A 25485-nucleotide genomic window follows, 5' to 3' on the forward strand; every position below is an offset into this window, starting at 1 on the left:
CAGGCATGCAACGTATGGCTGTGTCGTAACTGTCGATTTGCTGTTGTTCAAGCAAGCCCGCGCTATGCGGGCTTTTTTTGGGTTGTTATTGCACGGGCGGCCCAGTTGCAGGAAAATAATCGCGTAGTTATTCAAACATCATTCAACGACCAATAACCACAAACTTATTAATGTAATTAACGCCGTCGGCGGCCTATTACGCTATGCGCTATGCTGACAGCAGAGTCGGCATTATTTGCTGACGCTATGCGGGTGAGCCCGCCGCGGTCGCATCAGGCTAAGAAAAGTCTGTTAATTAAATGTTAACGTTTTTTATTATTGATTTGTCTGGCTTTTTTGGTTGAAATCCGAGTTGACTATCCCTCACTGGCCGGGCGAGAGAGTATGCACATTATTATTCTGGTTATTAGCGAAATATGGGCGAGGCGATGAACGTCAGAATAAACGCCAGGCATGGCCTGCCTCTGACGGTTCAGCTGATCAATCTTTTCATGCTGGCCTTTTTACTTTCTCTGGTGGGTATTCTTAGCCGGCCAATTGGTTCGCTTTCTTTATTTTGGCCGGTGAATGCGATTCTGCTCGGCCTGCTGCTGCGCAAACCCGTTTACGCCACGCCGCTCGGCTGGCTTACCACCTATCTGGGCATGGTTGCCGCCGATCTCAGCACCGGCGAAGGCTGGTCCCTGGCGCTGTGGCTGAACGCCTGCAACATGTCGCTGATCGCCGTCGGTTACGGCATCATGCTGATGCTGCCCCAGTCGCAACGGCGCATGGGCAAACCCCAGGCGATACTCTATATGTTCAGCGCCAGTCTGGCCGGTGCGGCGGTGGCGTCGACGCTGTCGGTGCTGCGCAACGACAGCCTGTACAACAACACGGTGGTGGTCGCGTGGCTGGCCTGGTTCAGCGAGCAGTTCTCGACGACCTTGCTGCTGTTGCCGGTGCTGATGGCGGCACCGCGGCTGAAGCAGCTGTTGCGCATACAGGTGCGTTGGCGTTTGAAAGGCTGTCTGCCGCTGCTGGCGCTGCTGCTGTCGCTGATATTCAGCGTCTATATCGGCGGGCCGGGCGCTATCGCCTTCCCGATCCCGGCGCTGCTGTGGTGCGCGGTGCGTTATCAGCTGTTCCCCGTGACGTTGCTGACGTTGTTGACCGGCATGACCGAGATCAGCAGCATTTCCGCCAACCTGGTGCTGTACGAAACGCCGAACAACCACAACGCCTTCCTCGACACGCTGATGTCCGCCCGCTTGGGCATCGCCATGCTGGTGATGGGGCCGCTGATCCTCGCCAGCTCTATCGCCGCCAACCGCAAGCTGATGCGGCGTTTGGAGCACAGCGCCAACCACGATTTTCTGACCGGGGTGCTGGCGCGCAGCGCGATGACGCGCAAAGCGGGCGAGCTGCTGGAGCACAAGCACCGCTCCAAAGAGGCGGTGTCGCTTCTGCTGATCGACATCGACCATTTCAAGCAGATCAACGATACGCACGGCCACAGCGCCGGCGATCAGGTTTTGGCGTCGTTCGCGCACATCGTGCGGCGCGAGCTGCGCCACGATCAGCTGTTCGGCCGCTTGGGCGGGGAAGAGTTCGCCATCATGTTGCCGCGCGCGCTGGCGGCACAGGGCGTGGCGCTGGGGGAACATCTGCGCCGGCTGGTGGAGCAGGCGGAACTGCAGGCGGAAGGCAAACAAACGTTGAAAATTACCATCAGCGTCGGCGTAGCCAGCCTGGCGATGAACGAAGTGAAATCGCTGGAGCAGCTGATGAATATGGCGGATATCGCGCTGTATCGCGCCAAATCGCAGGGGCGTAATCGGGTGGAGTCGTTCAACGTGGTGAACGGCAACAGCGTCGAGCATATTCTGTTCCGCTAACCGTTTTCAGCCTTGCCTGGGCTCGAAGCGGGTTTCGCAATTAGGGCAAATCAGTATCACGTCTTGCAGCATTGCCGCGCATTTTTGCCGGGTAACATAGCCGCATTTAGGGCAGACGATTTGGGTGGAGCGGTTGATAAAACCTTTGACGCTGCTGGAATCGGACATATCAATAGCCTGTGTCAGGTGAAAACTCACGCTAACACAGGCGACGACAAATTTCGTTGGTTATTTTCTGTACGCAGAGGCTTACAGGCTTTTCAACGCCTTGATGGTTTCATCCATGTCGATCTCGTGCTCGGAGAAGGTATGGGTGGTGTTCTGGAAGGTGGTGATGGTCAGCATGCGCAGCGTTTGCATGGCCTGCGCCTGGTCTTCGGACTGCGGGCGAATGCGGTTCATCAGCAGGCCGACCGACAGCACGGTGTTCTCTTTATCCACATCGGCTTTGACCGGCACTTCCTTGGTGAAGGTATTGAAAGACTTGATGCTGGCGATCTTGATTCTTTCATTGGCGATGATGATGTATTTGCTGGGCGCCAACACTTTGACCGCATAAGCCGACGGGCCTTTGGTGTTGTTGGTCGGTTCGAAGGTCACCGCCGCGTTTTTCTTAATCAGCTCCGGATTCTGCACTTTAATCACGTGAAAATAACGATTTTCTCCGTTCTCGTCGGTAATAAAGCCGAAGCCTTTGTCTTCAAAAAAAGTCGTTATCTTGCCGTTCATCGTTATTCTCACAAAAGGGATCAATACAGCGCTTATGATAGCGCGGAATGCCTTGCAGCGACAGATTGCGCGGGCGGCATTTAGTCATGCGATAACGGCATTTAGCGGCTTTCCCCCCACATGCTATGTTCATGCTGACTTCATTCAATGCGAAAAAGGAATATCGATGGGTATCAAACGTCTCAATCACGCCGTGCTGTATGTCAGCGACGTGCGGCAGAGCGCCGACTTTTATCATCAGGTGTTGGGGTTCAAGCTCAAGCCGTCCGACAGCCCCGATCGGGCGGTGTTTACCCAGGCCGCCGATTCGGACAACGATCACGATTTGGCGCTGTTCAGCAAGAACCTGGGTCAGCAGCGCGCGGGGGTGTTTCGCGCCAACAGCGAGCCGCCGGCGGAGCATGAGCCACCGGCCGGGCTGTACCATCTGGCCTGGGAAGTGGACAGCCTGGAGGAGCTGGAGCGCATTCGTCACCAGCTGGCCGAGCGCGGCATTCTCGGGTTGGAAGAGGATCATGGCGTGCACAAAAGCATTTATGGCCACGATCCGGACGGGCTGCTGTTCGAGGTGACCTGGTTTATTCCGCCGGCGTTGCTGACCGAAGAGGACAAAAACCAGCAGGGGATCCGCCCGCTGGATTTCGCCGCCGAGAAACGGCGTTTCGCCGGCCGGTAAGCGGCTCGGGTACGGGGCGCCGCGGCGCCCCGACGCCCCGACGATCACAGCACTTTGTTGAGGAAATTGACGGTGCGCGGGTGCTGCGGCTGAGCCAGCACTTGCCTGGCGTCGCCCTGTTCGACGATCTGCCCGTCGACCATAAACACCACCCGATCCGCCGCTTCGCGCGCAAAGCCGATTTCATGCGTGACCACCACCAGCGTGACGCCCAGATCCGCCAACCCCTTAATTACGTCCAGCACTTCGCCGACCAGCTCGGGATCGAGCGCGGAGGTCGGTTCATCGAACAGGATCACCTTCGGGTTCAGCGCCAGCGCGCGCGCGATGGCGATGCGTTGCTGTTGGCCGCCGGAGAGGTGGCGCGGGTAGGCGTCCGCCTTGTGGCGCAGCCCGACGGTATCCAGCAGCTCATAGGCTACCGCCTTCGCCCGCTCGCGGGAGTGAATTTTGTGCACCACCGGCGCTTCGATGATGTTTTCCAGCACCGTCAGGTGCGGGAACAGGTTGAAATTTTGGAACACATAGCCGACGTTGATGCGTTGCCGGAGGATGGCCTTTTCCTTCAGCTCATACAGCCGGTTGCCCTTGCGGCGGTAGCCGACGTAGTCGCCGTCGATGCGGATAAAGCCTTCGTCCACGCGCTCCAGGTGGTTGATCGCCCGCAGCAGCGTCGATTTTCCGGAGCCGGAAGGGCCGAGGATCACGGTGACGGTGCCCGGCTGCAGCGTCAGGCTGACGTCGTCCAGCGCCTTGTGTTTGCCGAAGAACTTGCTGACGTTGCTGATTTCGATCAGGCCGCGTGCCGGCACCGGGGTGAGATTGCGTACCGGCTGCTCGGGCAAGGCGTAATAATCAATGGCTTCAGACATGCGGGTCTCCTAACGTTTTAGCCAGCCGGCCAGTTTCTGCCAGGGCGTCAGCGGCAGTTCGCGCACCGCGCCCCGGGCGAAATAGCGCTCGATGTAGTATTGGATCACCGACAGCGCGGTGGTGATGAACAGATACCAGACGGTGGCGACCATCAGCAGCGGTATCACCTGCTGGGTGCGGTTATAGATAACCTGAATGGTGTAAAACAGCTCCGGCAGCGCCAGCACGTAAACGATCGAGGTGCCTTTCGCCAGGCTGATGATCTCGTTGAAGCCGGTCGGAATGATGGAGCGCAGCGCCTGCGGCAGAATGATGCGGAAGGTGCGGCGATAGCCCGGCAGGCCCAGCGCCGCCGCCGCTTCGTGCTGGCCGTAATCCACGCCCAAAATGCCGCCGCGGATGATCTCGGCGGTGTAGGCGGACTGCACCAGCGTCAGGCCCAGCACCGCCACGGCGAATTGGCCGAGAATGTCGATGGTCGGATAGCTGGCGAACACCACCGAGGTGAAGGGAATGCCCAGCGAGATGGCGTCGTACAGGTAGGAAAAGTTGTACAGGATGATCAGCACCAGAATCAGCGGCAGCGAGCGAAACAGCCAGATATAACCCCAGGCCAGCGACGCCAACAGGTAAGAGCGCGACAGTCGCGCCAGCGCCAGCAAGGTGCCGAACAGGATGCTGAACAGCGTGCCGAGCAGCGTCAGCAGCAGGGTTTGCCCCAGCCCCGCCAGCACCGCCGGCGCGAAGAACCACTCGGCGAACACGCCCCATTCCCAGCGCGCGTTGCCCGCCACCGATTGCACGATGGCGGCCAGAATAAACAGCGAAAACAGCGCGCCGATCAGCCGCAGCGGATAGCGGGCGGGCACCACTTTCAAGACGTCTTGTTTGGACATGTCATGTCTCCTGATACAGATAAAGGGGCCTTAGGCGATTTTCCTTTCCGACGCGCAACAACATGCGTCCTCTGCAATCAGGCTTTTGCGAAACGGCAGGCGGCCATCGTAGGGTGGGCGGCTGTAAACCTCGCTGTCGACGGTGGGATCGAACTGCGGCTGATACCCGTTGCTCAGATACAGGCCCACCGCTTCGGGCTGGCGAAAGCCGGTGGTCAGATAGAGCCGGCGATATCCCTGTGCCAGCGCCAGCGTTTCGAGCTGCTGCAACACCCGCTGTGCCAGGCCCTGGCGCCGCAGATCGCCCCGCGTCCAGATGCGCTTCAGCTCGGCGGTTTGTGCGTCATAGCGTTTAAAGGCGCCCATGGCGATCGGCGTGCCGGCGCGCAGCAGCACGATGAAGGCCCCCTGCGGCGGCGCGTACAGATCCAGCGGTTCCGGTTCCTGGTCACCAAAATAGTCGCCGTAACGCTGGCGATATTCGCCGAACAGCCCCTCGATCACCGGGGCGATCAGCGGGTCGGTCGGCAGCATCTGGATGAAAGTGTCTTGCGTCATCGCGCGCTCCTAATCGCCCAGGCCGGGCGGGTTGATTTCCGACTGCGCAAGGCGTTCGACGCTCTCGCCCCAGCGATTGAGCACCCGATCGTACTGCCCGCCGCGGATCGCGCCGTTCAGCGCTTCGTTCACCGCCTGCACCAGGCCGTTGCCTTTACGGGTGGTGACGGCGATGTGCGCCGCCTTGGGCCAACCGCCTTCCACCGTGCCCGCCAGCCGGGTGCGGCCGTTCAGCGCCGCTTTATAGGCGCCCAGCACGTTCGGCCCGAAGTAGGCGTCGGCCCGGCCGGATTGGATCGCCAGCGTGGCGGCCGCATCGTCGGTCACGTAGATCGGCTGGAAGGGTTTAAGCCCCTGCTGCCGATTCTGCTTGTCCCATGCCAGCAAGATGGCTTCCTGATTGGTGCCGGAGCCGACGATAATTTTTAATCCGGCGATATCGGCAGGCTGTTTGATCGTCGCGATCTTGCCGCCGGTTTTGACATAAAAGCCGAGCGAGTCGATGCGGTAGGTGGCGAAGTCGAAGCGGGTTTTGCGCTCTTTGGTCACGGTGACGTTAGTGATGGCCGCGTCATACTTGCCGGAAACCACCCCCAGCGGCCAGTCTTCCCACGAGGTTTGCACCACGTTAAGCGTTAGGCCCAGGCTGTCGGCCACCAGCTGTGCGATATCCACTTCGCTGCCGATCAGTCGCCGGTTGTCGGCGGCGAACAGCGCTAGCGGCGGCGTGTTGAGTGCGGCGATCGCGACGGTGAATTGGCCCGGCTTCACGAAGTGGAAATCGGCCGGCAGTTTGGCGATCGCCTGCGGGTTTTTCGGCGCGTGGATCGGGGTTTCATTGGCCTGCAAATCGATGCCGGTGCCCGCCAGTGCGGCGCCGGTCAGGCTCAGCAAGGCCGCCACGAGGGCGGCGGTAACGGTTTTCTGCATAGCGGGTATCCCTGAAAGCGATCTTATTATTGGGTGAATCTGTTCAACGGGCGCTTCAGGCCCAGGTGCTCGCGCAGCGTGTCGCCGTGGTACGCCTGGCGGAACAGGCCACGTTGTTGCAGGACGGGCACCACCCGATCGACGAAGTGGCCGAAGGCGTTGGGCGTACCGCCGCTGATGATGAAACCGTCGGCGGCTTCGCCGTCGAACCAGCGCTGCAGACCGTCCGCCACCGCTTCCGGCGTGCCGCTGAACACCGGGCGCGGCGAGGCGGCTTCCTGCGCCACCTGGCGCAGCGTGAGGTTGCGCTCGCGGGCGCTGCGCTTGATGGCGTCGGTGGTGCTGCGGAAGCTGTTTTGCCCCAGATCGCCGATGTCCGGGAAGGGCGCGTCCAGCGGATGGCGGGCGAAGTCGTAATGCTCGAAGTAGCGGCCGAGGTAGTTGAGGGCATTCTCGATGCTGACCAGTCGGGCGGTTTCCTGGTACTGGCGCTCGACGTCCGCGTCGTCGTCGCCGACGATCACGCTGACGCCCTGGAAGATGCGCAGATCGTCCGGTTCGCGCCCCTGTTCCACCAGCTGCCGCTTCACGTCCTGATAGAAATCCTGCGCCTGTTCCAGCGTGTCGTGATGGGTGAAGATCGCATCGGCGTGTTGGGCCGCCAGCCGTTTGCCGTCTTCGGAGGCGCCGGCCTGGAACAGGATCGGGCGGCCCTGCGGCGTGCGGCCGATGTTCAGCGGCCCCTGCACCGAGAAGAACTCCCCCTGGTGATTGAGAGTGTGCAGTTTGCCGGTGCGGAAGAATTCGCCGCTGGCCTTATTACGCACGAAGGCATCGTCTTCCCAGGAGTCCCACAGCCCTTTGGCGACGTCGAGAAATTCGCCGGCGATGCGGTAACGCAGGCTGTGTTCCGGGTGTTCTGTGCGCGAGAAGTTTTTGGCCGAGCCTTCCAGCGGCGACGTCACCACGTTCCAGCCGGCGCGGCCTTTGCTCAGGTGATCGAGGCTGGCGAACTGGCGGGCGACGGTAAACGGATCGCTGTAGGAGGTGGAGAGGGTGCCCACCAGGCCGATTTTGTCGGTGGCGGCGGACAGCGCGGCCAGCAGGGTGAGCGGCTCGAAACGATTAAGAAAATGCGGAATGGATTTTTCGTTGATATATAACCCATCGGCGACGAAGACGAAATCGAATTTCCCCTGTTCGGCTTTTTTCGCCGAGGCGATATTAAATTCGAGGTTAATGCTGGCGTCGGCGGTGGCGTCCGGGTGGCGCCAGGCGGACATATTTCCCGATGCGCCATGCAGAATGGCGCCCAGGCGCAATTGCCGTTGATTATTCGCGTTGTCGCTCATCGTGATTATCCTGTCATGCGCCGCAGAGGCGCGCGGTGTCTGATGGGTTCACTATTGATGAGCGGCGGCGGGATGTAAAACAACAAAACAGCATATTCAAATGTTGAAAACTGCAAATATCACGGCGGGTAAAAATAATAGGGCCCGACGCGGCATGTGCGGCGTCGGGGAAATAATATGTTCCGTTATTCAGGCGTTGCTGAGGGCTTTTTCTGGCGCGGTGGTTAATTGTTGCAGCGTGCGTTCCGCCAGCAGCGTGAAATATTGCGCCGCCGGGAACAGGGCCCGTTCATCGGGATTGAAACGCGGATGATGCAGGCCGAACTCGCTGGCGGATCCGATGCTGACGAATACGCCCGGCACGTGATGCAGATACAGCGCGAAATCTTCACCGCCCATCTGCAACTCCGCCTCTTCGACCCGGTAGCCGGCCTCGGCGGCGACGGTTTTGCTGAACGCCGCCCAATGCGGGTCATTGATCACCGCCGGCGGCCCCGGCTGCCAGCGGAGTTCGGCCTGCGCACCCAGCGCGGCGGCTATGCCGTCGATCACCTGGCGAATCTTGTCCGGCACCTGGCGGCGCACCGCGTCGCTGTGGGTGCGCACCGTGCCTTCCAGCTCCACGGTTTGCGGTAGCACGTTCCAGGTATTGCCGCCTTCGATGCGCGTTACGCTTACCACCAGCGATTCCAGCGAGCTGAAGCTGCGGCTGGGCAGCGTCTGGAGCGCGCCGACGATCTGGCTGGCGGTGACGATGGTGTCGACGCCCTGTTCCGGTTTGGCGGCGTGCGCGCCCTTGCCGGTGATGAGGATCTGGAAGCGATCGACGTTGGCGTAGAACGGCCCGGCGCGGGTGGCGAAGGTGCCGGTGGGCAGCTCCGGCGCATTATGCAGGCCAAACACCGCGGCGACGTTATCCAGCGCGCCGGCGTCGATCAGGTGTCGGGCGCCGTTGAAGGTCTCTTCCGCCGGCTGGAAGAAGAGGCGTACCGTGCCGGGCAGGTCGGCCTCACGCGCTTTCAGCAGGTGTGCGGCGCCGAGCATCACCGAGGTATGAAAGTCGTGGCCGCAGGCGTGCATCACGCCGCGGTTTTGCGAGCTGAAGGGCACGTCGGCGATTTCGTCGATCGGGAGGGCGTCAATGTCGCCGCGCAGCGCGATGATCGGCCCCTTGCCGCTGCCGATCTCCGCCACGACGCCGGTTTTCAGCGCCAGCGGCAGCAGGCGAATGCCCGCTTCTTGCAGCCAGCGCGTCAGCCGGGCGGTGGTGGCGAATTCGTGATTGGAAAGCTCCGGGTTTTGGTGCAGCTCACGCCGATAGGCGATGATTTTGTCTGCCAACTGGCTGGTCATAGGCTTGGCTCACAGTGGGAAATAAACCCTAACCCTAGTGCAGCGGCCGCCGAAGCAAAAAGACCATCTGGTTATATTTCATAGCGATTGCGTCTGCGCGGGAGCGTCAACGCTGGGGGAAGCGGGCGAGTTTGGGCGTTCGCTCGTTGTTCGCCGGCGCGTGGAGAGAATTGACCTGGCACGGTAACTTATCGCAACCGGTGCAATCAATTTACACCGGACAACACGGATTTTTTCACTCTTTATCGGATTTCTGTGATCGCGGTGGTGGACAAAATCCTGCCTGCTTGCTGTACTGTAATAGACACAGGTTTTGTGTCTTTCATTCACGTTAAAGGTAAGTTTGATGTCTAAGATTAAAGGTAGCGTTAAGTGGTTTAATGAATCCAAAGGCTTCGGTTTCATTACTCCGGAAGATGGTAGCAAGGACGTTTTCGTTCACTTCTCTGCCATCGTTAGCAACGGTTTCAAAACGCTTGCTGAAGGCCAGCGTGTAGAATTTGAAATCACGAACGGTGCCAAAGGCCCATCTGCCGCTAACGTTACTGCTATCTAAGCTGCGTAGCTGAATTTCTTAAAACCCGCTCATTGAGCGGGTTTTTTATTGGGCGCGTTATGCCTCGCTGCGGCGGCCTAACAGGCTGAACAGCAGGATGGCGACGGCGTAGCAGCCGACGATGGTCAGCGCCATCGACAGGCTGGACGTGCCGCCCAGCCCGGTGAGCGGCACGGCGCAGGCACCGAGCGCGAACATGCACACGCCGATTAAGGCCGACGCGCTGCCCGCTTTGTCACCCTGGCTTTGCATGGCCAACGAAGAGGCGGTTGGGCCGACGATGCCGATCACCGCCACCGAAAAGAACAGCGGCACCAGCAACAACACCAGCGGCGCATGCAGCGCGGCGGCCAACAGCAGCAACAGCGATGCGACGGCCGCCAGCGTTAGCCCGCTCTTCAACACGCGACGCTCCCCCCAACGCGAACTGAGGCGGCTGGCCAGCTGCGCCGCAATGATCAGCCCGACGCCGTTAATGGCGAAGCACAGGCTGAACATCTGCGGGCTGAGGCCGTAGATCTGCTGCAGGACGAAAGGCGAGGCGCCGATATAGGCGAACATGCCGGCCATCACGAAGCCCTGCGTCAGACACAGGCCCATGAAATAGCGTTGGGTCAACAGACTGCCCAGCGACATCAGCATCGCCAGAATGCCGCCCTGGCTGCGGCGCTCGGCCGGCAGGGACTCGCGCAGCTTCAGCGCCGACAGACTGAACAGCAGCACGGCGATGGCCGCCAGCACGCCGAAGATGCCGCGCCAGTTCATCACCTGCAGCATAACGCCGCCCAGCACCGGCGCGACGATCGGCGCCAGACCGTTGACCAGCATCAGCAGGGCGAAGAAGCGGGTCAGCTCATGACCGGCATACAGATCGCGGGCAATGGCGCGGGAAATCACCGCGCCACCGGCGCCGGCGATGCCCTGCAGCAGGCGGGCGATCAGCAACTGGTCGATGGTGGGCGCCAGCGCGCACCACAGCGAAGCGCCCAGCAGCAGGATCAGCGACAGCAACAGCGGGCGCATGCGGCCCAGTTTGTCGCTGTAAGGACCGAAAATCAGCTGGCCGACGCCCAGGCCGAGCAGCCCGGCGGTCAGGCTGAGCTGCGCGGCGGCGGTAGAGGTATTCAGTTCGCCCGCCATTTCCGGCAGGGCGGGCAGATAGAGATCGGTGCACAGCGGCCCTAGCGCGGCCAACAGGCCAAGCACGACGGCGTACACCAGACGTTGTCTGGCTAAGTGTTTGGTCATGGGAGATTAGAGTTTCCTGAACAGGTGAGAAATGGCCTGCTGATACAGATCGCGCAGCAGGGACGCATCGGCTTTTTGCGTGGTAAGGATGCGGTAACCGGTGCCTTCGCTCATGACGGCGATAAACTCCACCCGCGCGGCGATCTCTTCCGCGCTGAAATGGGGATACAGCCGCTGCAGGTTGTGGCACACGTGGCGAAACAGCCGCGCTTCCGCATCGCTGAGCATTTTGGCCACCACCGGGTTGCGCGTGGCCTCGGCGGTCACTTCAAGCATCAGCATGTGATCGGTTTCGCTCTCGCCCGGCTGCTGAAACAGCGTGCGCGCCGCCAGCGTGCCGGCGATCAGGTTGATGTGATCGCCAAGGTTTTCCAGCCGCTGCATCTTGCTGGCGATGATGCGGTTGACGATTTCCTCGATAATCGCGTCTTTGTTGGCGAAATAGCGATAGATTTGCCCGACGCTGAGCTGCGAGCCTTGGGCGATTTCCGCCATGCTGGCGGCGTGGAAGCCGTGGCGGCGGAAGCTGGTTTTCGCTGCTTCGACGATCTGATCGCGGCGGGCCTGCACCTTGGCCTGTTTACTGTCGTTGAGGGGGAGCATTTGCCCGATCCTTTGCTACACGTGAGCCGGGTTCACATTTTTGGGTGTGAACGTTCATTCTCAATTGTAGTGCAATCGGCCGGAAAGGCGCAAGATGAACGCGTGCTGTGGGGAAAAGGCGCTTAAGCGAACAGGTAGGATTTGATAAAGGCGGCGACGATCAGCACGCACAGCGCAACGGCAATCGCTTCGGCGGCGGTTTTCGGCAGGCTAAACATAGCGGTTTCTCATCCAGTCAGGAGTACTGGATGAGATTATGCGCATGCAAGATTAAGGAAACATTAAGGGCTTAGCGCCCGTTGACCCACATCACCAGCATGAAAGCCAGCAGCGTCATCGCCAGCGAGCCGGCCAGGTTGAGCAGCATGTTGGCCAGCGCCCAGCCGAAGCGGCCATCCTGCATCAGGTACACCACCTCCAGCGAAAAGGTGGAGAAGGTGGTCAGGCCGCCGCAGAACCCGGTGGTGATCAGTAATTTCCAGGTGGGGTCCAGATGCGTCATGCGGGTGAAAATCGCCATCGCCAGGCCGATGATAAAACCGCCGATCAGATTGACCATCAGCGTACCGAGCGGAATGTGGGCGTTCAGCGGATTCATTTTCATGCTTACCGCCCAGCGCAAAACGCTGCCGACGCCGCCGCCGATAAATACGGCCAGTAAAGAGCTCAACATGGGGCAACTACCTTTCAATCAGAGAAATTCACGGGACTCGGAAAGGGACAGGCGTAACGCTACGCGCCTCTCTCCGAGAGGTTACGTAGACATCATCAGCCTGTGAAGGCGGTTAGGGAGGAATGTCATCTCCAGCGTGCCGCACGGCCTTTTTTGCCGTACCCGGTGGATGTTACACCTAACGCCGCCTATTTTGTAGTATCGACAATCTGCGAGGTCACCCCATGGAAATCAGAACGGCGCGCCTGAGCGATCGCCAGGCTATCGCCGAATTAATGACGGCGTTGGATTATCCCGGCACCGAGGCGTTTCTGACGCAGCGAATGCGCCAGCTGCTGGCGCATCCGGACGAGGCGCTGCTGGTGGCCGTGGAGGGCGAGCGGGTGCTGGGCGTGCTGTCGCTGCATTTTCTGCCGCAGCTGGCGTTGGCCGGCGACATTGGCCGCATCAGCTATTTTTGCGTCGACGACCGAGCGCGCGGCGCGGGCGTAGGGCGGCGGCTGTTGACGGAGGGCGAGGCGCTGGCGCACCGTCGCGGCTGCGATCGGCTTGAAGTCCATTGCCACAGCCGCCGCGAGCGGGCGCATGCGTTTTACCGGCGTGAAGGCTTTGTCGAAGCGCCGAAGTATTTTGCCAAGTTATTAAACCAGTAAGTTAGTCGCCCGTCGGCGCCGCCGTTTCCAGGCGGTTGCGGCCATTTTGCTTCGCCCGGTAAAGCGCGCCGTCGGCCGCTTTCAGCCAGTCCAGATAACCGCCCAGCGCGGGGTGGTAGTTGGCGATACCGGCGCTGATCTGCAGCCGCAGCTGTGGCGCCTCTTTGAAGATAACGGCGTCCAGCCGCTGCTGAATGCGCCGCAGAACGGTTTCCGCCTGTTCGGCGCTGGTGTTCGGCAGCACCGCGCCAAACTCGTCGCCGCCGTAGCGCCCGACGATATCCACGTTGCGCAAGCCAATCAGCAGCTCTTCCGCCAGTGCCGCCAGGGCCTCATCCCCCAGCGCATGGCCGAAAGTATCGTTGATGGTTTTGAAACGATCGATATCCATCAGGATCAGCGTGGCGTTGTCCTGGTAGCGGCGGCAACTGTCGAACTGACGATGCAGCAGATGCTCCCAATGGCGGCGGTTGTACAAGCCGGTCAGCCCATCGCGGGTGCTGATGCGTTGCAGCTCCTGTTTTTTTTCCGCCAGCCGTTTGGCGGTGCGATAGGTCACCAGGCCGAGCAGCGTCGGGTAAAGGTAGATCATCGGCAGGCACAGATAGATTTGCAGCGGCGTGCTGTGCGGGTGGAACGGGAAACCGAGCAGCGCGCCGGTCAGCGCCGCTGCGGCCAATTGAATCGCCAACCCTTTGACAAACAGTGCCTTACCGGCCGAAGCGATGTTGTTCATGCTCATCATCGACAGGATGACGATCGCCGGCAGCGCGTTGAACGCCATCATCGCCGCCCAGAAGCCGCCGAAGGCGGAGTCGATCAGCAGGTTGCGGATCTCGGCTTTGAACGGATCTTTGGCGCGGCAGGCCAGGCGGTAGGCGAGATGCGGCCAGAGAAAACCGTGAAAGGCCAGTAACAGCCAGACCGCCGTGGGCGGAGCCAAGGGATAGAGTGCGGCGCAAACGCAGATAAAGCCGAGCCCCAGACCGGCGACGCGGGGCAGATAGGTGCGTTTGGCGAAGCTGAGGCCGGATTTTCGGGCATCGAAAATGGGTGGGGCAATATACATCCGGCATCTCCCTGATAAGTATCACGGCAGCGTATCATGCGGGTGATAAACTAAGAATAGTCTGGGATTCACGCCGTGAGGCGGCGTGGCATTCCTGCGACGGATCTCACTCTGTTACATGTTGCGGTTGTGCGAGCGGGGGGAAAGTCGCTAAATATTCGCAGGCAAGGTCAGTTTTTCTCGCTGTTCACGCAGCGCTCTATGATAAGAAGGTGAGTATGGAAGGTATCAGCATTACCAAACTTCTGGTGATTGCGGTGTTGGTGATTTTACTGTTCGGCACCAGCAAACTGCGTACGCTCGGCGCCGATCTCGGCGCGGCGCTGAAAGGCTTTAAAAAAGCCGTGGGCGACGACAGCACGCCGCCGGCCGCCGGCAACAACACCGCCGAGAGCCAGTCCGCTCAGCAGAGCGTCGAAAAGAAAGACGTTTAATTCCGTCTGACGGCGCGCAATAAAAAAACGGATGCCTTGCGGACATCCGTTTTTTGGCGTTTCCGCCGTCTTTAGCGTAACAAACTATTACGCGTTATTTCACTTCCATCCCTTTGGCCTGCAGATCGGCGTGGTAAGACGAACGCACGAACGGGCCGCAGGCGGCGTGGGTGAAGCCCATCGCCATCGCTTCTTCTTTCATCTCGTCGAACTCGGCCGGGCTGACGTAGCGCTGCACCGGCAGGTGGTGGCGGCTCGGCTGCAGGTACTGGCCCAGCGTCAGCATGGTCACGCCGTGGCGGCGCAGATCGCGCATCACTTCGACGATTTCCGCGTTGGTTTCGCCCAGGCCGACCATCAGGCCGGATTTGGTCGGGATATCCGGGTGCGCTTCTTTAAAGCGCTCCAGCAGCTTCAGCGACCACTCGTAGTTGGCGCCCGGGCGCACCTGGCGATAAACGCGCGGCACGTTTTCCAGGTTGTGGTTGAACACGTCCGGCGGCGTGGCGGTGAGGATTTCCAGCGCGCGGTCCATACGGCCGCGGAAGTCCGGCACCAGCGTTTCAATTTTGATGTTCGGGCTCTTGGCGCGGATGGCCGAGATGCAGTCGGCAAAGTGCTGAGCACCGCCGTCGCGCAGATCGTCGCGGTCAACCGAGGTGATCACCACGTAGCGCAGCGCCATGTCGGCGATGGTTTGCGCCAGCTTTTCCGGTTCGTTGGCGTCCGGCGCGATCGGGCGGCCGTGGGCCACGTCGCAGAACGGGCAGCGACGGGTGCAGATGGCGCCGAGGATCATAAAGGTGGCGGTGCCGTGGTTGAAACACTCGGACAGGTTAGGGCACGAGGCTTCCTCACAGACGGAGTGCAGGCCGTTTTTACGCATGGCGGCTTTGATGCCCTGAATGCGCGTTGAGTCGGCAGGCAGTTTGATCTTCATCCACTCGGGTTTACGCAACAGCTCCTGCCGTTCGGTGACCACCGTTTTGACCGGGATCAGCGCCATTTTGTCAGCATCGCGGTATTTGACGCCGCGTTCCATCTGAATTGGTTTACTCATAATCGTGCAGGTTCCAGTTACGAAGCTCGACCGTCTGGTAGCCGAGTAAATGAACAAATTCCTGTACCAGGATTGGGTGTATGTCTTCAATGCCAACGCCGGGCGCCAGCGCGCTGACCTGCGTCATTTGCATGCCGGCGTAACCGCAAGGGTTGATGCGTTGGAAGGGGCTGAGATCCATCGCCACATTCAGGGCCAGGCCGTGGAATGAGCTGCCTTTGCGGATCCGCAAACCCAACGAACAGATTTTCTGCTCCCCCACGTACACGCCGGGCGCATCCGGACGGGCGCGCGATTCGAGGCGGAAGTGGGCGAGGGTGTTGATAACCGTATCTTCTATCGCCGTAACCAATTGGCGTACGCCGACCTTGCTGCGTTTCAGATCGACCATCACGTACATCACCTGCTGGCCCGGCCCGTGGTAGGTCACCTGGCCGCCGCGATCGCTCTGGACCACCGGGATATCGCCGGGCATCAGCACGTGCTCGGCTTTGCCGGCCTGGCCCTGGGTGAAGACCGGGTGATGCTGCACCAGCCACAGCTCGTCCGGCGTAGTCTCGGTACGACTGTCGGTGAAGTTATGCATGGCTTGGGATACAGGCGCGTAGGGCTGCAACCCCAGCTGACGCAAAATGATCTTGTCTGGTTGCAAAAGAGTCATCGTCAGGTTACAGAAGTGGTAAAGCCATTATACCGGGCGCTCCGGCCTGCGACCAGCCTTTCGCTGACCAAAAATGCGCAACCCGGGAAGACGCTGCGCCATCCCGGGTTGATAAGCAGGGGTTTATGCTGGAATTACAGCACCATGCGAACAATTTCAATGTTGCCCAACTCTTCGTACAGGGTTTCGACCTGCTCAATGTGAGTAGCGTTAATGGTGATGGAAACGGAGTGGTAGTTGCCTTTGCTGCTTGGCTTAACCTGCGGGTTGTAATCGCCCGGTGCATGGCGCTGCACCACTTCAACTACCTGGTCAACCAGCTCAGGCTGCGCCAGGCCCATCACCTTGTAGGTAAACGAGCAAGGGAATTCGAGCAGTTCGTTCAGTTTAGTTTTTTGCATGTGCGTGCGCTCCAGAGTGCTAGCTAATCTATAAATTATAACTCCCGCCGGGGCGGGAGTTAATGTTATTCAGTATATGGGGGCAATTTCGCCCGATTCAACCGTTAACCGAACCAGTGGTGGAACATCAGTTTGATGTAGTCCACGATGCGGCTGAAGAAACCGCCTTCTTTCACTTCGTTCATCACCACCAGCGGACGCTGGTCGATGGTTTTGCCGTCCAGCTGGAAGTTGATGCTGCCGACCACCTGGTTTTTCGCCAGCGGCGCGTGAATTTCAGGGGTGTTCAGCACGTAGCTGGCCTTCAGATCTTTCATGCGGCCGCGCGGGATGGTCAGGTAGACGTCTTTGTCCACGCCCAGCTCAACGCGGTCGGCATCGCCGAACCAGACCGGCTCGGAGGCGAACTCTTTACCGACCTTCAGCGGCGCTACGGTTTCGAAGAAGCGGAAGCCCCAGGTCAGCAGTTTCTTGCTCTCGGCTTCGCGGCCTTTGTAGGTGCGGCCGCCCATCACGGCGGAAATCAGACGCATCTGGCCTTCGGTCGCCGAAGCCACCAGGTTGTAACCCGCCGCGTCGGTGTGGCCGGTTTTGATGCCGTCGACGTTCAGGCTGTTATCCCACAGCAGACCGTTGCGGTTCATCTGGCGGATATTGTTGAAGGTGAACTCTTTTTCTTTGTAAATCGCGTACTCTTCCGGCACGTCGCGGATCAGCGCCTGGCCGATCAGCGCCATGTCGCGCGCCGAGCTGTACTGGCCCTGGGCATCCAGGCCGTGTACCGTCTGGAAGTGGGTGTTCTGCAGGCCCAGCTTGCTGACGTAGGTGTTCATCAGGTTAACGAACGCGTCCTGGCTGCCGGCGACGTAGTCGGCCATCGCCACGCAGGCGTCGTTACCGGATTGCAGGTTGATGCCGCGGGTCAGTTTGGAGACCGGCACGCGATCGCCCGGCTTCAGGAACATCAGCGAGGAGCCTTTGAACACCGGGTTGCCGGTCGCCCAAGCGTCCTGACCGACGGTCACCAGATCGTCCTGGCCGATTTTGCCCGCTTTCAGCGCCTGGCCGATGACGTAGCTGGTCATCATTTTGGTCAGGCTGGCCGGATCGCGACGCGCGTCGGCGTTCATCTCGGCCAGCACCTTGCCGGAGTTGTAATCAATCAGGATGTACGCTTCCGCATCGATCTGCGGGACACCTGGGATCATGGTTTTGATGTTAACGTCATCGGCATGTGCAACGGAGGCTGCGCTCATTGCGATAACGGTGCCGAGTGCGATGCTTTTGATTAAGCGAAAAGAAGTTACTTGTTTCATGATCGGGACTACAACATCCGTGAAAGTAAAGTTAAAAAACGAGCCACACTATAGCAGATGCGATCCCGGCAGGCATTACCCATTCATCTGACTAATTGCGGTTAGAGAACTTTTAGCTGCAAGAAAATGTTTCAGCTAAATAACCGCTTATCAGCCGCGAATGCCCGCCGGGCTTAACGCTTAGGGTGCAGCAGTAACGAAAGACTGTTGTTGCGCTTCGCTGGCCAGGCGTTGCTGCAGCTGGGCCGCCTGCTGACGGCTGCTGAACGGGCCGAGCTGGACGCGATAAACGTTGCCGTTAGCCGCCACTTTGCCCGGCACGCCAAACTGCTGGCTCAGGCTTTGCTGCCAGCTCTGGGCGCGCTCGGCGCTGCTCAGCGCACCGACCTGCACCACATAGCCGCCGGAGGAAGACGCGGCAGCCATGCCGGCAGCCGCGGCGCCGGCCGCGACCGGTGCGGCCACGGCTTCAGGTTCTGATCCTTCCAGCACGCCGGCCGGTACAGCGCTTGGCGCGCCGAGGAAACCGCTGCGGCCGCCGGTTGCGTTGCCGCCGGCGGCTGGCGCGTTGTTGTCGTCGGTGCGCAGGGTGCTGTTATCGATCGGGCGCACCGCCGCGCCGCTGGCGACCGGCACGTCCTGTTGGATCGGGGTGCCCATGCCGCTGGAGCCGAGATCCGGGCGTGCCGGCAGGGCGTAGCTCTGTTTCGCCACGATGGTGCCGATGGTGCCCGGGCCGCTCAGCGTACCGTCCGGCGCCACGTTGATGAAATCGACTTTGACCTTGGTGTTGTTGGACAGGTTGAGGCGATCGGCGGCGGCTTTCGACAGATCGATGATGCGGCCCTTGGTGTAAGGCCCGCGATCGTTGACGCGCACCACCAACTGACGGCCGTTGGCCAGGTTGGTGACACGTACATAGCTAGGGATCGGCAAGGTCGGGTGCGCCGCGGTCAGGCCGTTCGGATCGAACTGCTCGCCCAGGGCGGTGGTATTGCCGTTGGCTTCTTCGCCATACCAGGCCGCCAGGCCGGTCTGCGAGAAGTTCTGCGGATCTTTTACGATGCGGTAAGTATCGCCATTAACCTTATAATCCTGCATGTTATTAGGGTTATAGGGTTCATATTGAGGCTCGACGCCACCGATTTCCACCACCGGGCCGTTGTACGGCTGCTGTGGCGCCTGCTGTTCCGTGGTCGGGGCGGTACAGGCGGAGAGCAACACCGCCGCGACGCCGATCCAAAGCCATTCCTTACGCATTACTCACCTCTTATAAACTTTTAGACAGCATTTTCCGATGCGTGTGGATCGACATGATGATGCCGAAACCGGCCATCAACACTATCAGCGCCGAACCCCCGTAACTGACCAGAGGCAAAGGTACGCCAACTACCGGCAAAATGCCACTGACCATACCGATGTTAACAAAGACATAAACGAACAAAATCAGCATCAAGCCGCCGACCATCACGCGGCCGAAGGTGGTTTGCGCCTTGGCGGCGATCATCAGCCCGCGAATGATCACCAGCAGGTAAAGCGCCAGCAGCACCAACACCCCGATCAGCCCCAGCTCTTCGGCCAACACGGCGAAGATAAAGTCGGTATGGCGTTCCGGCAGGAACTCCAGCTGCGACTGGGTGCCGTGCAGCCAGCCCTTGCCGGACAGGCCGCCGGAGCCGATGGCAATCTTCGACTGAATGATGTGGTAGCCGGCGCCGAGCGGGTCGCTTTCCGGATCGAGCAGCATCATCACGCGGTCGCGTTGATAACCGTGCATCAGGAAGAACCACAGCACCGGGATAAAGGCCGCCAGCGCGACGGCGGCGACGGCGATCAGTTTCCAGCTCATGCCCGAAAGGAACAGCACGAACAGGCCGGAGGCGGCGATCAGGATCGAGGTGCCCAGATCCGGCTGCGCGGCCACCAGCAGCGTCGGCAGGAAGATCAGCACCAGGGCGATGGCGGTGTTTTTCAGCGAAGGCGGGCAGACGTCGCGGTTCATAAAGCGCGCTACCATCAGCGGCACGGCGATCTTGGCGATTTCCGACGGCTGGAAGCGCACCACGCCGAGATCCAGCCAGCGCTGCGCGCCTTTACTGATCTGCCCGAAGGCGTCCACCAGGATCAGCAAAATCACGCAGAAGATATACAGATAGGGCGCCCAGCTTTCGTATACGCGCGGCGGGATTTGCGCCATGACGGCCATCACGATCAGCCCCATGACGATCTGCCCGATCTTGCGCTCCATCATGCCGATGTCCTGGCCGCTGGCGCTCCACATCACGAAGGCGCTGTAGACCAGCAGGGCCAGGATCAGCAGCAGGAACGTCGGGTCGATGTGGATTTTGGTCCAGATCGAGCCTTTTTGTTGGCTTTCAGTCATGTTCTACCTTAGTCACCTTCTACGCCAGGCGGCAGTGGGGCCTCGCTTGGCAATTGCGTATTGTTGTCGCCCAGCAGAATATGGTCGAGGATCTGGCGGGTGATGGTGCCCACCGCCGGACCGGCGCCGCCGTTTTCCAGAATGATGGCGACCGACACCGTCGGATTGTTGAACGGCGCGAAGGCGGTCATCAGCTTGTGATCGCGCAGGTGCTCCGCCAGTTTATGGGCGTTGTAAGTTTCGTAGCCGAATACCTGTGCGGTACCCGATTTCGCCGCGGCTTTGTAAGGGGCGTCCGCAAAGTATTTGCGCGCCGTCCCGTTCGGACGGTTGGCCACCCCGTACATGCCGTCTTTGGCGATTTCCCAGAAGCCGGAGTGAATATCGCCGATCTGCGCGTTTTCTTCCTGTTTGAACGGCATCAGCGCGCCGTTGACGCGGGTGCTCTGCAGCAGGTGCGGCGTTTTGACGGTGCCGTCGTTGATCAGGGTGTTCAGCGCCTTGGCCATCTGGATCGGCGTGGCGGTCCAGTAACCCTGGCCGATGCCCACCGGAATGGTGTCGCCCTGATACCACGGCTTTTTATAGCGCTTCAGCTTCCATTCGCGCGTCGGCATCAGGCCGGAGCGCTCTTCGGACAGATCGATGCCGGTGTACTGGCCGTAACCGAATTTGGTCAGCCAGGTCGACAGCCGATCGATCCCCATGTCATAGGCGACCTGATAGAAATAGGTATCTGCGGACTCTTCCAGCGCCTTGGTGACGTTCAGCCGGCCGTGGCCCCATTTTTTCCAGTCGCGGAAGCGTTTTTCCGAGCCGGGCAGCTGCCACCAGCCGGGATCGAACACCACGGTGTTTTTGGTGATCACCCCGGCGCTGAGCGCCGACACCGCGATGTAAGGCTTCACCGTCGACGCGGGCGGGTAAACCCCCTGCGTGGCGCGGTTGATCAGTGGGCGATTCGGATCGTTCAGCAGCCCCTGATAGTCCTTGCTGGAAATGCCGTCCACGAACAGGTTCGGATCGTAACTCGGGTTGGACACCATCGCCAGAATGGCGCCGGTGCGCGGATCGCTCACCACCACCGCGGCGCGGCTGCCTACCAGCAGCTGCTCGATATAGCGCTGCAGGTTGAGATCGAGCGTCAGGTAGACGTCCTGACCGGCGGAAGGCGGCTGCTCGTGCAATTGGCGGATCACCCGGCCGCGGTTGTTGACCTCGACCTCTTCGTAGCCGGTTTTGCCGTGCAGCGTGTCTTCGTAATAGCGTTCGATGCCCAGCTTGCCAATGTCGTGGGTCGCGGCGTAGTTGGCCAGCTTGCCGTCTTTGTCCAGGCGTTCGACGTCGCGGTCGTTGATCTTCGACACGTAGCCGGTGACGTGGGTGAGGGCGGAGCCGTAAGGGTAGTAGCGGCGCTGGTAGCCTTTCACTTCCACGCCGGGGAAGCGGAACTGATTAACCGCAAAGCGGGCGACCTGCACTTCGGTCAGCGCGGTTTTCACCGGAATGGAGACGAAACGGCGCGAACGCTTGCGCTCTTTTTCGAAATTGGTGATGTCGTCGTCGGTCAGGTCGACCACCGTGCGTAGCGCCTGCAGCGTGGCTTTGAGATCGTCAACCTTCTCCGGCATCAGCTCCAGCTGATAAATGGTGCGGTTGAGTGCCAGCGGGGTGCCGTTGCGATCGTAGATAATGCCGCGGCTGGGCGCGATAGGCACCAGCTTGATGCGGTTTTCGTTGGAGCGGGTGCGGTAATCCTCGACGCGGACCACTTGCAGATTATACAGGTTGGCGATCAGGATGCCGGACAGCACCAGGATGACCAAGAACGCCACCAGGGCGCGGCGTACAAACAGGGCGGATTCAGCCGTATAGTCGCGAAAAGGGTTACGTTCTATTTTCATCCCGCTGCTTTATTTCACTCTGTCACGGTCACCACCGGCTATTCCCGGTGGTAAGGATGATTTGTAGTAATACTCCAGGCGCGGTAGAGGCTTTCGGCCACCAGGACGCGCACCAAAGGATGCGGCAATGTCAACGGAGAAAGTGACCAGCTCTGCTCGGCAGCGGCTTTGCAGGCGGGCGCCAACCCTTCCGGGCCGCCGATCAGCAAGCTGACGTTACGGCCATCCTGCTTCCAGCGCTCAAGCTGCTGCGCCAGCTGCGGCGTTTCCCACGGCGTGCCTGGGATATCCAGCGTAACGATGCGGTTGCCTTTGCCCACCGCCGCCAGCATCTGTTCGCCTTCTTTGTCCAGAATGCGCTTGATGTCGGCGTTTTTGCCGCGTTTGCCCGCCGGGATCTCGGTCAGCTCAAACGGCATATCTTTGGGAAAGCGGTGCAGGTAATCCATAAAGCCGGTTTGCACCCAGTCTGGCATTTTGGTGCCGACCGCCACCAATTGCAGTTTCACCGCTTAGCTCCAGAGTTTTTCCAGCTCGTACAGGCGACGGCTCTCTTCCTGCATCACGTGCACGATCACTTCGCCCAGATCGACCACGATCCAGTCTGAGGCTTCCTGGCCTTTCATGCCGTACAGCTCCATGCCTGCGGCACGGGATTCCTGCACCACGTGGCTGGCGATCGACATCACGTGGCGAGTCGAGGTGCCGGTGCAGATGATCATGCAATCGGTGATGCTGGATTTGCCCTGGACGTCCAGAGCGATAATGTCTTGGCCTTTCAGGTCATCGATTTTATCGATGACGAAATCTTGGAGCGCTTTACCTTGCAAAGGTTCCCCCTCGGGTGTGTTCTGTTCAGTCGGCTGCGGCGGGCAAAATGTGCGCGCCGCGGCGTAACCGGATAATGGTTTCGGCAGGATGCCGCTGAAAGCCAGCTAACTGGTGACTGCCCGGCCAGCTAAGGTTTCCGGGGTTTTCAGCGGATACCTGAAAAATAGCGGCGCAGTATATCACGCACCTTTCGCTAGCGATATAAACCCTGCAACTCGATGTAGCGCTGCACCGGGCGTGGCAGCAGGTCGTCGCAGTTGAGGCCCTGATGGCGGCGCTGGCGGATCTCGGTGGCGGAAATTTCCAGCTCCGGCGTATCGGCCAAATAGATATGGCCGTGTGGGCGACGGCTGAGCAGCGCCGGGTCGGCGGTGCGATGGCGTTCCAGCCACTGCTGCAGCTCCGGTGTGTCCATGCGATCGTTATAGCCCGGGCGCGCCAGCACCAGCAGATGGCAGACGTCCAACAGCGCCTGCCAGCGATGCCACTTATGCAGCGTCAACAGCGAGTCCTGGCCAATAATAAACGCCAGCGGCTGGGCGGCGCCACGCTCTTTACGAATCGTTTCCAACGTCTCGATGGTGTAGGAGGGAGTGGTGCGGTGCAGTTCGCGATCGTCGACCGCAAACAGCGGATTGCCGGCGATCGCCAGCTCCACCATTTTCAGGCGCTGCTGCGCATTGGCCTCCGGCTGCGGGCGGTGCGGCGGCACGTGGTTAGGCAGCAGCGTGACGCGATTCAGGCCCACTTCGGCGGCCAACGCTTCGACCGGCCGCAGGTGGCCGTAGTGGATCGGGTCAAAGGTGCCGCCGAACAGCGCGTGCAAAACGGTGGGGTGTTCCGGATTAGTGGGCATCGCTAAAACTCGTGGCCAAGGGTTTGCCGCACAGCAGCATCGACAGGGTTTCCAGTTCCGGCCAGACCGACTGGCCATAGTCCTGCTTGAGGGTCAGCTCGATTTGCGTCAGCAGCTGTACCGCCTGCTGCAGCTGGGGGCCGGACAGGCGTTGCAACGCCTGGGTCACCAGCGGGCGGCGATTCTGCCAGACCTTGTGCTGATCGAACAGCGTGCGCAGCGGCGCGGAAGCCATGCGGCGCTGCAGCGTCAGCAGCAGCAGCAGTTCGCGTTGCAGAGTGCGCAGCAGGATCACCGGCTCCACGTCCTCTTGCTGCAGCTGCTGCAAGATATGCCAGGCGCGCTTGCTTTTGCCGGCCAGCAGGGCATCCAGCCAGTGGAACGGCGTGAAGTGGGCGGCGTCGTTCACCGCCTGTTCGACGCGCGGCAGCGTGAGCTTGCCGTCCGGGTGCAGCAGCGACAGCCGCTCCAGCGCCTGCGACAGCGCCAGCAGGTTGCCTTCGTAGCAGTAGCACAACAGCTGATTGGCGGCGTCGTCCAGCTCCAGCTTCATCGCCTTGGCGCGCGTGGCGACCCAGCGCGGCAGCTGTGCCTGTTCCGGCGTCTGGCAACTGACGAGGGCACCGTGCGGGCTGAGCGCCTTGAACCAGGCGCTGTTTTCCTGCGCTTTGGTGAGGCGCGGGCCGCGCAGGATCAGCAGAATATCCTCGTGCAGCAGCGTGGCGAGCTTGGTCAGCTGTTCGCCGATCGGCGCCGTCGGGCCGTTTTCCGGGAAGATCAGCAGCAGCGTCTGGCGGCTGGCGAACAGGCTCATCGCCTGGCAGATGCCGAAGATGGCGTCCCAGTCGGTATGGGCGTCAAGGGAAATGCTGTAGTGCTCACTGAACTGCTGCTGTTGCGCGGCCTGCCGGAGCAAATCCTGGCTTTCCTGCAGCAGCAGCGGTTCATTGCCGCTCAATAAATAACAAGCGCGCAGCCCCTCTCGGAGCTGCGCGGCAAGTTGTTCCGGATAAATGCGGATCATTGTGCGGTTTGGCTTGCCGCTCGTTCGCCGGCGGCAGCGGCTTTCTGCCGGTTCTCTTCTTCCGCCGCATGCACGGTCAGCAGTTTGCGCACCAGCTGTTGCGCCGCCTGCTCACGCATTTCCTGGCGAATGATCTCCTGTTCGGAGTCCTTGGCCAGCGCGGTCAGCGGGTTGTCGAAGAAGGAACGGAACACTTTCACCGACAGCGGATACAGGTCATGGCCCGGGATCAGCACCTGCGCCTGCACGGTCAGCACCAGCTGGTACTCGGCGGTTTTACCGTCCTGGAAGATAGAAGCGGTATCCTGGCTTTCCGTCGCGCCGAGAATGCGCAGGGAAGGCACGTCTTTACGCTTCGGATCGCTGACGATAGTCACATCGTTCAGACGCAGCTGCTCACGCACCGCGCGCGTCAACGGGCCGTAAGGGTCGGCGCTGTCCAGGATCAGCGTTTTCATTTCATTCGGCACCTGCGTGGTGCCACGCAGGTGAAAACCGCAGCCGGCGGTGACCAGCACCGCCAACCCCAGCAACAGCGTCAGAATACGTTGTCGCACAACTCCTCCTTG

General features: G+C 60.5%; 29 protein-coding genes and 1 riboswitch. Of the genes, 5 read left to right on the forward strand and 24 right to left on the reverse strand.

What is annotated here, in order from left to right:
- Window positions 1–428: 428 nt before the first annotated feature.
- The gene (locus ACJ8QI_RS01610; protein ID WP_038877558.1) at window positions 429–1877 is read left to right on the forward strand and encodes a GGDEF domain-containing protein; all 1449 of its coding nucleotides are present in this window, start codon (window positions 429–431) and stop codon (window positions 1875–1877) included.
- A gap of 6 nt (window positions 1878–1883) precedes the next feature.
- On the opposite strand, the gene ACJ8QI_RS01615 is transcribed toward ACJ8QI_RS01610, so the two are convergent.
- Both ACJ8QI_RS01615 and ACJ8QI_RS01620 read right to left on the reverse strand, forming a co-directional pair.
- Entirely contained in the window at window positions 1884–2045 is a 162-nt protein-coding gene (locus ACJ8QI_RS01615) for a YnfU family zinc-binding protein (RefSeq protein ID WP_015376921.1), read from the reverse strand.
- An 81-nt stretch (window positions 2046–2126) separates the two neighbouring features.
- Complete coding sequence (locus ACJ8QI_RS01620) at window positions 2127–2606, reverse strand: cold-shock protein (protein ID WP_015376922.1); 480 nt, start codon at window positions 2604–2606, stop codon at window positions 2127–2129.
- A gap of 166 nt (window positions 2607–2772) precedes the next feature.
- On the opposite strand from ACJ8QI_RS01620, the gene ACJ8QI_RS01625 reads away from it, so the two are divergent.
- A complete protein-coding gene (locus tag ACJ8QI_RS01625) occupies window positions 2773–3282 on the forward strand; it encodes a VOC family protein (RefSeq protein WP_060423542.1) in 510 nt (169 codons plus the stop codon).
- Window positions 3283–3326: 44 nt separating this feature from the next.
- Here the strand turns inward: ACJ8QI_RS01625 and ACJ8QI_RS01630 are convergent, their stop codons facing one another.
- The 6 genes from ACJ8QI_RS01630 to ACJ8QI_RS01655 form a co-directional block, all read right to left on the reverse strand.
- A complete protein-coding gene (locus ACJ8QI_RS01630; protein WP_049235221.1) occupies window positions 3327–4154 on the reverse strand; it encodes an amino acid ABC transporter ATP-binding protein in 828 nt (275 codons plus the stop codon).
- A gap of 9 nt (window positions 4155–4163) precedes the next feature.
- Window positions 4164–5051: an amino acid ABC transporter permease gene (locus ACJ8QI_RS01635; RefSeq protein ID WP_442531991.1), complete on the reverse strand. Its 888-nt coding sequence runs from the start codon at window positions 5049–5051 to the stop codon at window positions 4164–4166.
- Between the two features lie 30 nt (window positions 5052–5081).
- Window positions 5082–5609 (reverse strand): GNAT family N-acetyltransferase, encoded by a 528-nt coding sequence (locus ACJ8QI_RS01640; RefSeq protein ID WP_442531992.1) that lies wholly within the window; start codon window positions 5607–5609, stop codon window positions 5082–5084.
- A gap of 9 nt (window positions 5610–5618) precedes the next feature.
- Complete coding sequence (locus ACJ8QI_RS01645; protein ID WP_049199975.1) at window positions 5619–6539, reverse strand: ABC transporter substrate-binding protein; 921 nt, start codon at window positions 6537–6539, stop codon at window positions 5619–5621.
- A gap of 26 nt (window positions 6540–6565) precedes the next feature.
- Complete coding sequence (locus ACJ8QI_RS01650) at window positions 6566–7891, reverse strand: LLM class flavin-dependent oxidoreductase (protein WP_442531993.1); 1326 nt, start codon at window positions 7889–7891, stop codon at window positions 6566–6568.
- A 189-nt stretch (window positions 7892–8080) separates the two neighbouring features.
- On the reverse strand, window positions 8081–9244 hold the full coding sequence (locus ACJ8QI_RS01655; protein WP_060440527.1) for a M20 peptidase aminoacylase family protein: 1164 nt from the start codon (window positions 9242–9244) through the stop codon (window positions 8081–8083).
- 346 nt (window positions 9245–9590) lie between these two features.
- Between ACJ8QI_RS01655 and cspE the strand changes: the two genes are divergently transcribed.
- Window positions 9591–9800, forward strand: a complete 210-nt coding sequence (cspE, locus tag ACJ8QI_RS01660; protein WP_004940030.1) for a transcription antiterminator/RNA stability regulator CspE — start codon at window positions 9591–9593, stop codon at window positions 9798–9800.
- A 57-nt stretch (window positions 9801–9857) separates the two neighbouring features.
- On the opposite strand, the gene ACJ8QI_RS01665 is transcribed toward cspE, so the two are convergent.
- The 3 genes from ACJ8QI_RS01665 to crcB all read right to left on the reverse strand — a co-directional run bounded on the left by ACJ8QI_RS01665 (window position 9858) and on the right by crcB (window position 12324).
- Window positions 9858–11048 (reverse strand): multidrug effflux MFS transporter, encoded by a 1191-nt coding sequence (locus ACJ8QI_RS01665; protein ID WP_060440526.1) that lies wholly within the window; start codon window positions 11046–11048, stop codon window positions 9858–9860.
- A gap of 6 nt (window positions 11049–11054) precedes the next feature.
- The gene (locus ACJ8QI_RS01670) at window positions 11055–11651 is read right to left on the reverse strand and encodes a TetR/AcrR family transcriptional regulator (RefSeq protein WP_442531994.1); all 597 of its coding nucleotides are present in this window, start codon (window positions 11649–11651) and stop codon (window positions 11055–11057) included.
- A gap of 289 nt (window positions 11652–11940) precedes the next feature.
- Window positions 11941–12324, reverse strand: a complete 384-nt coding sequence (gene crcB / locus ACJ8QI_RS01675; RefSeq protein ID WP_004940022.1) for a fluoride efflux transporter CrcB — start codon at window positions 12322–12324, stop codon at window positions 11941–11943.
- A 79-nt stretch (window positions 12325–12403) separates the two neighbouring features.
- A riboswitch (Fluoride riboswitch) is annotated at window positions 12404–12466 on the reverse strand.
- 82 nt (window positions 12467–12548) lie between these two features.
- Between crcB and ACJ8QI_RS01680 the strand changes: the two genes are divergently transcribed.
- Complete coding sequence (locus tag ACJ8QI_RS01680) at window positions 12549–12977, forward strand: GNAT family N-acetyltransferase (RefSeq protein ID WP_308343038.1); 429 nt, start codon at window positions 12549–12551, stop codon at window positions 12975–12977.
- A gap of 1 nt (window position 12978) precedes the next feature.
- Here ACJ8QI_RS01680 and ACJ8QI_RS01685 read toward each other — a convergent pair whose 3' ends face one another.
- Window positions 12979–14046 (reverse strand): diguanylate cyclase, encoded by a 1068-nt coding sequence (locus tag ACJ8QI_RS01685; RefSeq protein ID WP_038877428.1) that lies wholly within the window; start codon window positions 14044–14046, stop codon window positions 12979–12981.
- 218 nt (window positions 14047–14264) lie between these two features.
- Here ACJ8QI_RS01685 and tatA point away from each other — a divergent pair, with 218 nt between their 5' ends.
- Window positions 14265–14480: a Sec-independent protein translocase subunit TatA gene (gene tatA, locus ACJ8QI_RS01690; RefSeq protein WP_060440524.1), complete on the forward strand. Its 216-nt coding sequence runs from the start codon at window positions 14265–14267 to the stop codon at window positions 14478–14480.
- A gap of 94 nt (window positions 14481–14574) precedes the next feature.
- On the opposite strand, the gene lipA is transcribed toward tatA, so the two are convergent.
- The 12 genes from lipA to lptE all read right to left on the reverse strand — a co-directional run bounded on the left by lipA (window position 14575) and on the right by lptE (window position 25473).
- Window positions 14575–15540, reverse strand: a complete 966-nt coding sequence (gene lipA / locus ACJ8QI_RS01695) for a lipoyl synthase (protein WP_025301835.1) — start codon at window positions 15538–15540, stop codon at window positions 14575–14577.
- Window positions 15533–16201 (reverse strand): lipoyl(octanoyl) transferase LipB, encoded by a 669-nt coding sequence (gene lipB / locus ACJ8QI_RS01700; protein ID WP_049273643.1) that lies wholly within the window; start codon window positions 16199–16201, stop codon window positions 15533–15535. The genes lipA and lipB overlap by 8 nt, the downstream gene beginning before the upstream one ends.
- A gap of 134 nt (window positions 16202–16335) precedes the next feature.
- Entirely contained in the window at window positions 16336–16602 is a 267-nt protein-coding gene (gene ybeD / locus ACJ8QI_RS01705; protein WP_004940012.1) for a DUF493 family protein YbeD, read from the reverse strand.
- 104 nt (window positions 16603–16706) lie between these two features.
- Window positions 16707–17918, reverse strand: coding sequence for a D-alanyl-D-alanine carboxypeptidase DacA (gene dacA, locus ACJ8QI_RS01710; protein WP_004940010.1), 1212 nt, complete (start codon window positions 17916–17918; stop codon window positions 16707–16709).
- A gap of 180 nt (window positions 17919–18098) precedes the next feature.
- Window positions 18099–19178 (reverse strand): endolytic peptidoglycan transglycosylase RlpA, encoded by a 1080-nt coding sequence (rlpA, locus tag ACJ8QI_RS01715; protein ID WP_060423563.1) that lies wholly within the window; start codon window positions 19176–19178, stop codon window positions 18099–18101.
- A gap of 10 nt (window positions 19179–19188) precedes the next feature.
- Window positions 19189–20301 carry a peptidoglycan glycosyltransferase MrdB gene (gene mrdB / locus ACJ8QI_RS01720; RefSeq protein WP_004940006.1) on the reverse strand — a complete coding sequence of 371 codons (1113 nt, stop codon included), beginning with the start codon at window positions 20299–20301 and terminating at the stop codon, window positions 19189–19191.
- A gap of 8 nt (window positions 20302–20309) precedes the next feature.
- On the reverse strand, window positions 20310–22205 hold the full coding sequence (gene mrdA / locus ACJ8QI_RS01725; RefSeq protein ID WP_442531995.1) for a peptidoglycan DD-transpeptidase MrdA: 1896 nt from the start codon (window positions 22203–22205) through the stop codon (window positions 20310–20312).
- 38 nt (window positions 22206–22243) lie between these two features.
- Window positions 22244–22714, reverse strand: a complete 471-nt coding sequence (gene rlmH, locus ACJ8QI_RS01730) for a 23S rRNA (pseudouridine(1915)-N(3))-methyltransferase RlmH (protein WP_004940002.1) — start codon at window positions 22712–22714, stop codon at window positions 22244–22246.
- Between the two features lie 3 nt (window positions 22715–22717).
- Window positions 22718–23035 carry a ribosome silencing factor gene (gene rsfS / locus ACJ8QI_RS01735; protein WP_016928774.1) on the reverse strand — a complete coding sequence of 106 codons (318 nt, stop codon included), beginning with the start codon at window positions 23033–23035 and terminating at the stop codon, window positions 22718–22720.
- A gap of 194 nt (window positions 23036–23229) precedes the next feature.
- Entirely contained in the window at window positions 23230–23892 is a 663-nt protein-coding gene (gene nadD / locus ACJ8QI_RS01740; RefSeq protein WP_015376938.1) for a nicotinate-nucleotide adenylyltransferase, read from the reverse strand.
- The gene (gene holA, locus ACJ8QI_RS01745; protein WP_055316089.1) at window positions 23882–24916 is read right to left on the reverse strand and encodes a DNA polymerase III subunit delta; all 1035 of its coding nucleotides are present in this window, start codon (window positions 24914–24916) and stop codon (window positions 23882–23884) included. Before holA ends, nadD begins: the two co-directional genes overlap by 11 nt.
- On the reverse strand, window positions 24913–25473 hold the full coding sequence (lptE, locus tag ACJ8QI_RS01750; RefSeq protein ID WP_060440523.1) for an LPS assembly lipoprotein LptE: 561 nt from the start codon (window positions 25471–25473) through the stop codon (window positions 24913–24915). The genes holA and lptE overlap by 4 nt, the downstream gene beginning before the upstream one ends.
- Between the last annotated feature and the right edge of the window lie 12 nt (window positions 25474–25485).

This window comes from Serratia sp. CY84636 (assembly GCF_052166245.1).
Taxonomy (GTDB): Bacteria; Pseudomonadota; Gammaproteobacteria; order Enterobacterales; family Enterobacteriaceae; genus Serratia; species Serratia nevei.

Excerpts from the sequence above, each read along its gene's own strand:
- ACJ8QI_RS01615 (WP_015376921.1), bottom strand. The coding sequence starts at position 2,045 with ATGTCCGATTCCAGCAGCGTCAAAGGTTTTATCAACCGCTCCACCCAA.
- lipA (WP_025301835.1), bottom strand. The coding sequence starts at position 15,540 with ATGAGTAAACCAATTCAGATGGAACGCGGCGTCAAATACCGCGATGCT.
- mrdB (WP_004940006.1), bottom strand. The coding sequence starts at position 20,301 with ATGACTGAAAGCCAACAAAAAGGCTCGATCTGGACCAAAATCCACATC.
- ACJ8QI_RS01620 (WP_015376922.1), bottom strand. The coding sequence starts at position 2,606 with ATGAACGGCAAGATAACGACTTTTTTTGAAGACAAAGGCTTCGGCTTT.
- nadD (WP_015376938.1), bottom strand. The coding sequence starts at position 23,892 with ATGCCCACTAATCCGGAACACCCCACCGTTTTGCACGCGCTGTTCGGC.
- ACJ8QI_RS01670 (WP_442531994.1), bottom strand. The coding sequence starts at position 11,651 with ATGCTCCCCCTCAACGACAGTAAACAGGCCAAGGTGCAGGCCCGCCGC.
- holA (WP_055316089.1), bottom strand. The coding sequence starts at position 24,916 with ATGATCCGCATTTATCCGGAACAACTTGCCGCGCAGCTCCGAGAGGGG.
- lipB (WP_049273643.1), bottom strand. The coding sequence starts at position 16,201 with ATGACTCTTTTGCAACCAGACAAGATCATTTTGCGTCAGCTGGGGTTG.
- dacA (WP_004940010.1), bottom strand. The coding sequence starts at position 17,918 with ATGAAACAAGTAACTTCTTTTCGCTTAATCAAAAGCATCGCACTCGGC.
- ACJ8QI_RS01640 (WP_442531992.1), bottom strand. The coding sequence starts at position 5,609 with ATGACGCAAGACACTTTCATCCAGATGCTGCCGACCGACCCGCTGATC.
- ACJ8QI_RS01630 (WP_049235221.1), bottom strand. The coding sequence starts at position 4,154 with ATGTCTGAAGCCATTGATTATTACGCCTTGCCCGAGCAGCCGGTACGC.
- ACJ8QI_RS01685 (WP_038877428.1), bottom strand. The coding sequence starts at position 14,046 with ATGTATATTGCCCCACCCATTTTCGATGCCCGAAAATCCGGCCTCAGC.
- ACJ8QI_RS01665 (WP_060440526.1), bottom strand. The coding sequence starts at position 11,048 with ATGACCAAACACTTAGCCAGACAACGTCTGGTGTACGCCGTCGTGCTT.
- cspE (WP_004940030.1), top strand. The coding sequence starts at position 9,591 with ATGTCTAAGATTAAAGGTAGCGTTAAGTGGTTTAATGAATCCAAAGGC.
- ACJ8QI_RS01610 (WP_038877558.1), top strand. The coding sequence starts at position 429 with ATGAACGTCAGAATAAACGCCAGGCATGGCCTGCCTCTGACGGTTCAG.
- rlpA (WP_060423563.1), bottom strand. The coding sequence starts at position 19,178 with ATGCGTAAGGAATGGCTTTGGATCGGCGTCGCGGCGGTGTTGCTCTCC.
- tatA (WP_060440524.1), top strand. The coding sequence starts at position 14,265 with ATGGAAGGTATCAGCATTACCAAACTTCTGGTGATTGCGGTGTTGGTG.
- mrdA (WP_442531995.1), bottom strand. The coding sequence starts at position 22,205 with ATGAAAATAGAACGTAACCCTTTTCGCGACTATACGGCTGAATCCGCC.
- ACJ8QI_RS01650 (WP_442531993.1), bottom strand. The coding sequence starts at position 7,891 with ATGAGCGACAACGCGAATAATCAACGGCAATTGCGCCTGGGCGCCATT.
- ybeD (WP_004940012.1), bottom strand. The coding sequence starts at position 16,602 with ATGCAAAAAACTAAACTGAACGAACTGCTCGAATTCCCTTGCTCGTTT.
- ACJ8QI_RS01625 (WP_060423542.1), top strand. The coding sequence starts at position 2,773 with ATGGGTATCAAACGTCTCAATCACGCCGTGCTGTATGTCAGCGACGTG.
- ACJ8QI_RS01645 (WP_049199975.1), bottom strand. The coding sequence starts at position 6,539 with ATGCAGAAAACCGTTACCGCCGCCCTCGTGGCGGCCTTGCTGAGCCTG.
- ACJ8QI_RS01655 (WP_060440527.1), bottom strand. The coding sequence starts at position 9,244 with ATGACCAGCCAGTTGGCAGACAAAATCATCGCCTATCGGCGTGAGCTG.
- crcB (WP_004940022.1), bottom strand. The coding sequence starts at position 12,324 with ATGTTGAGCTCTTTACTGGCCGTATTTATCGGCGGCGGCGTCGGCAGC.
- ACJ8QI_RS01680 (WP_308343038.1), top strand. The coding sequence starts at position 12,549 with ATGGAAATCAGAACGGCGCGCCTGAGCGATCGCCAGGCTATCGCCGAA.
- ACJ8QI_RS01635 (WP_442531991.1), bottom strand. The coding sequence starts at position 5,051 with ATGTCCAAACAAGACGTCTTGAAAGTGGTGCCCGCCCGCTATCCGCTG.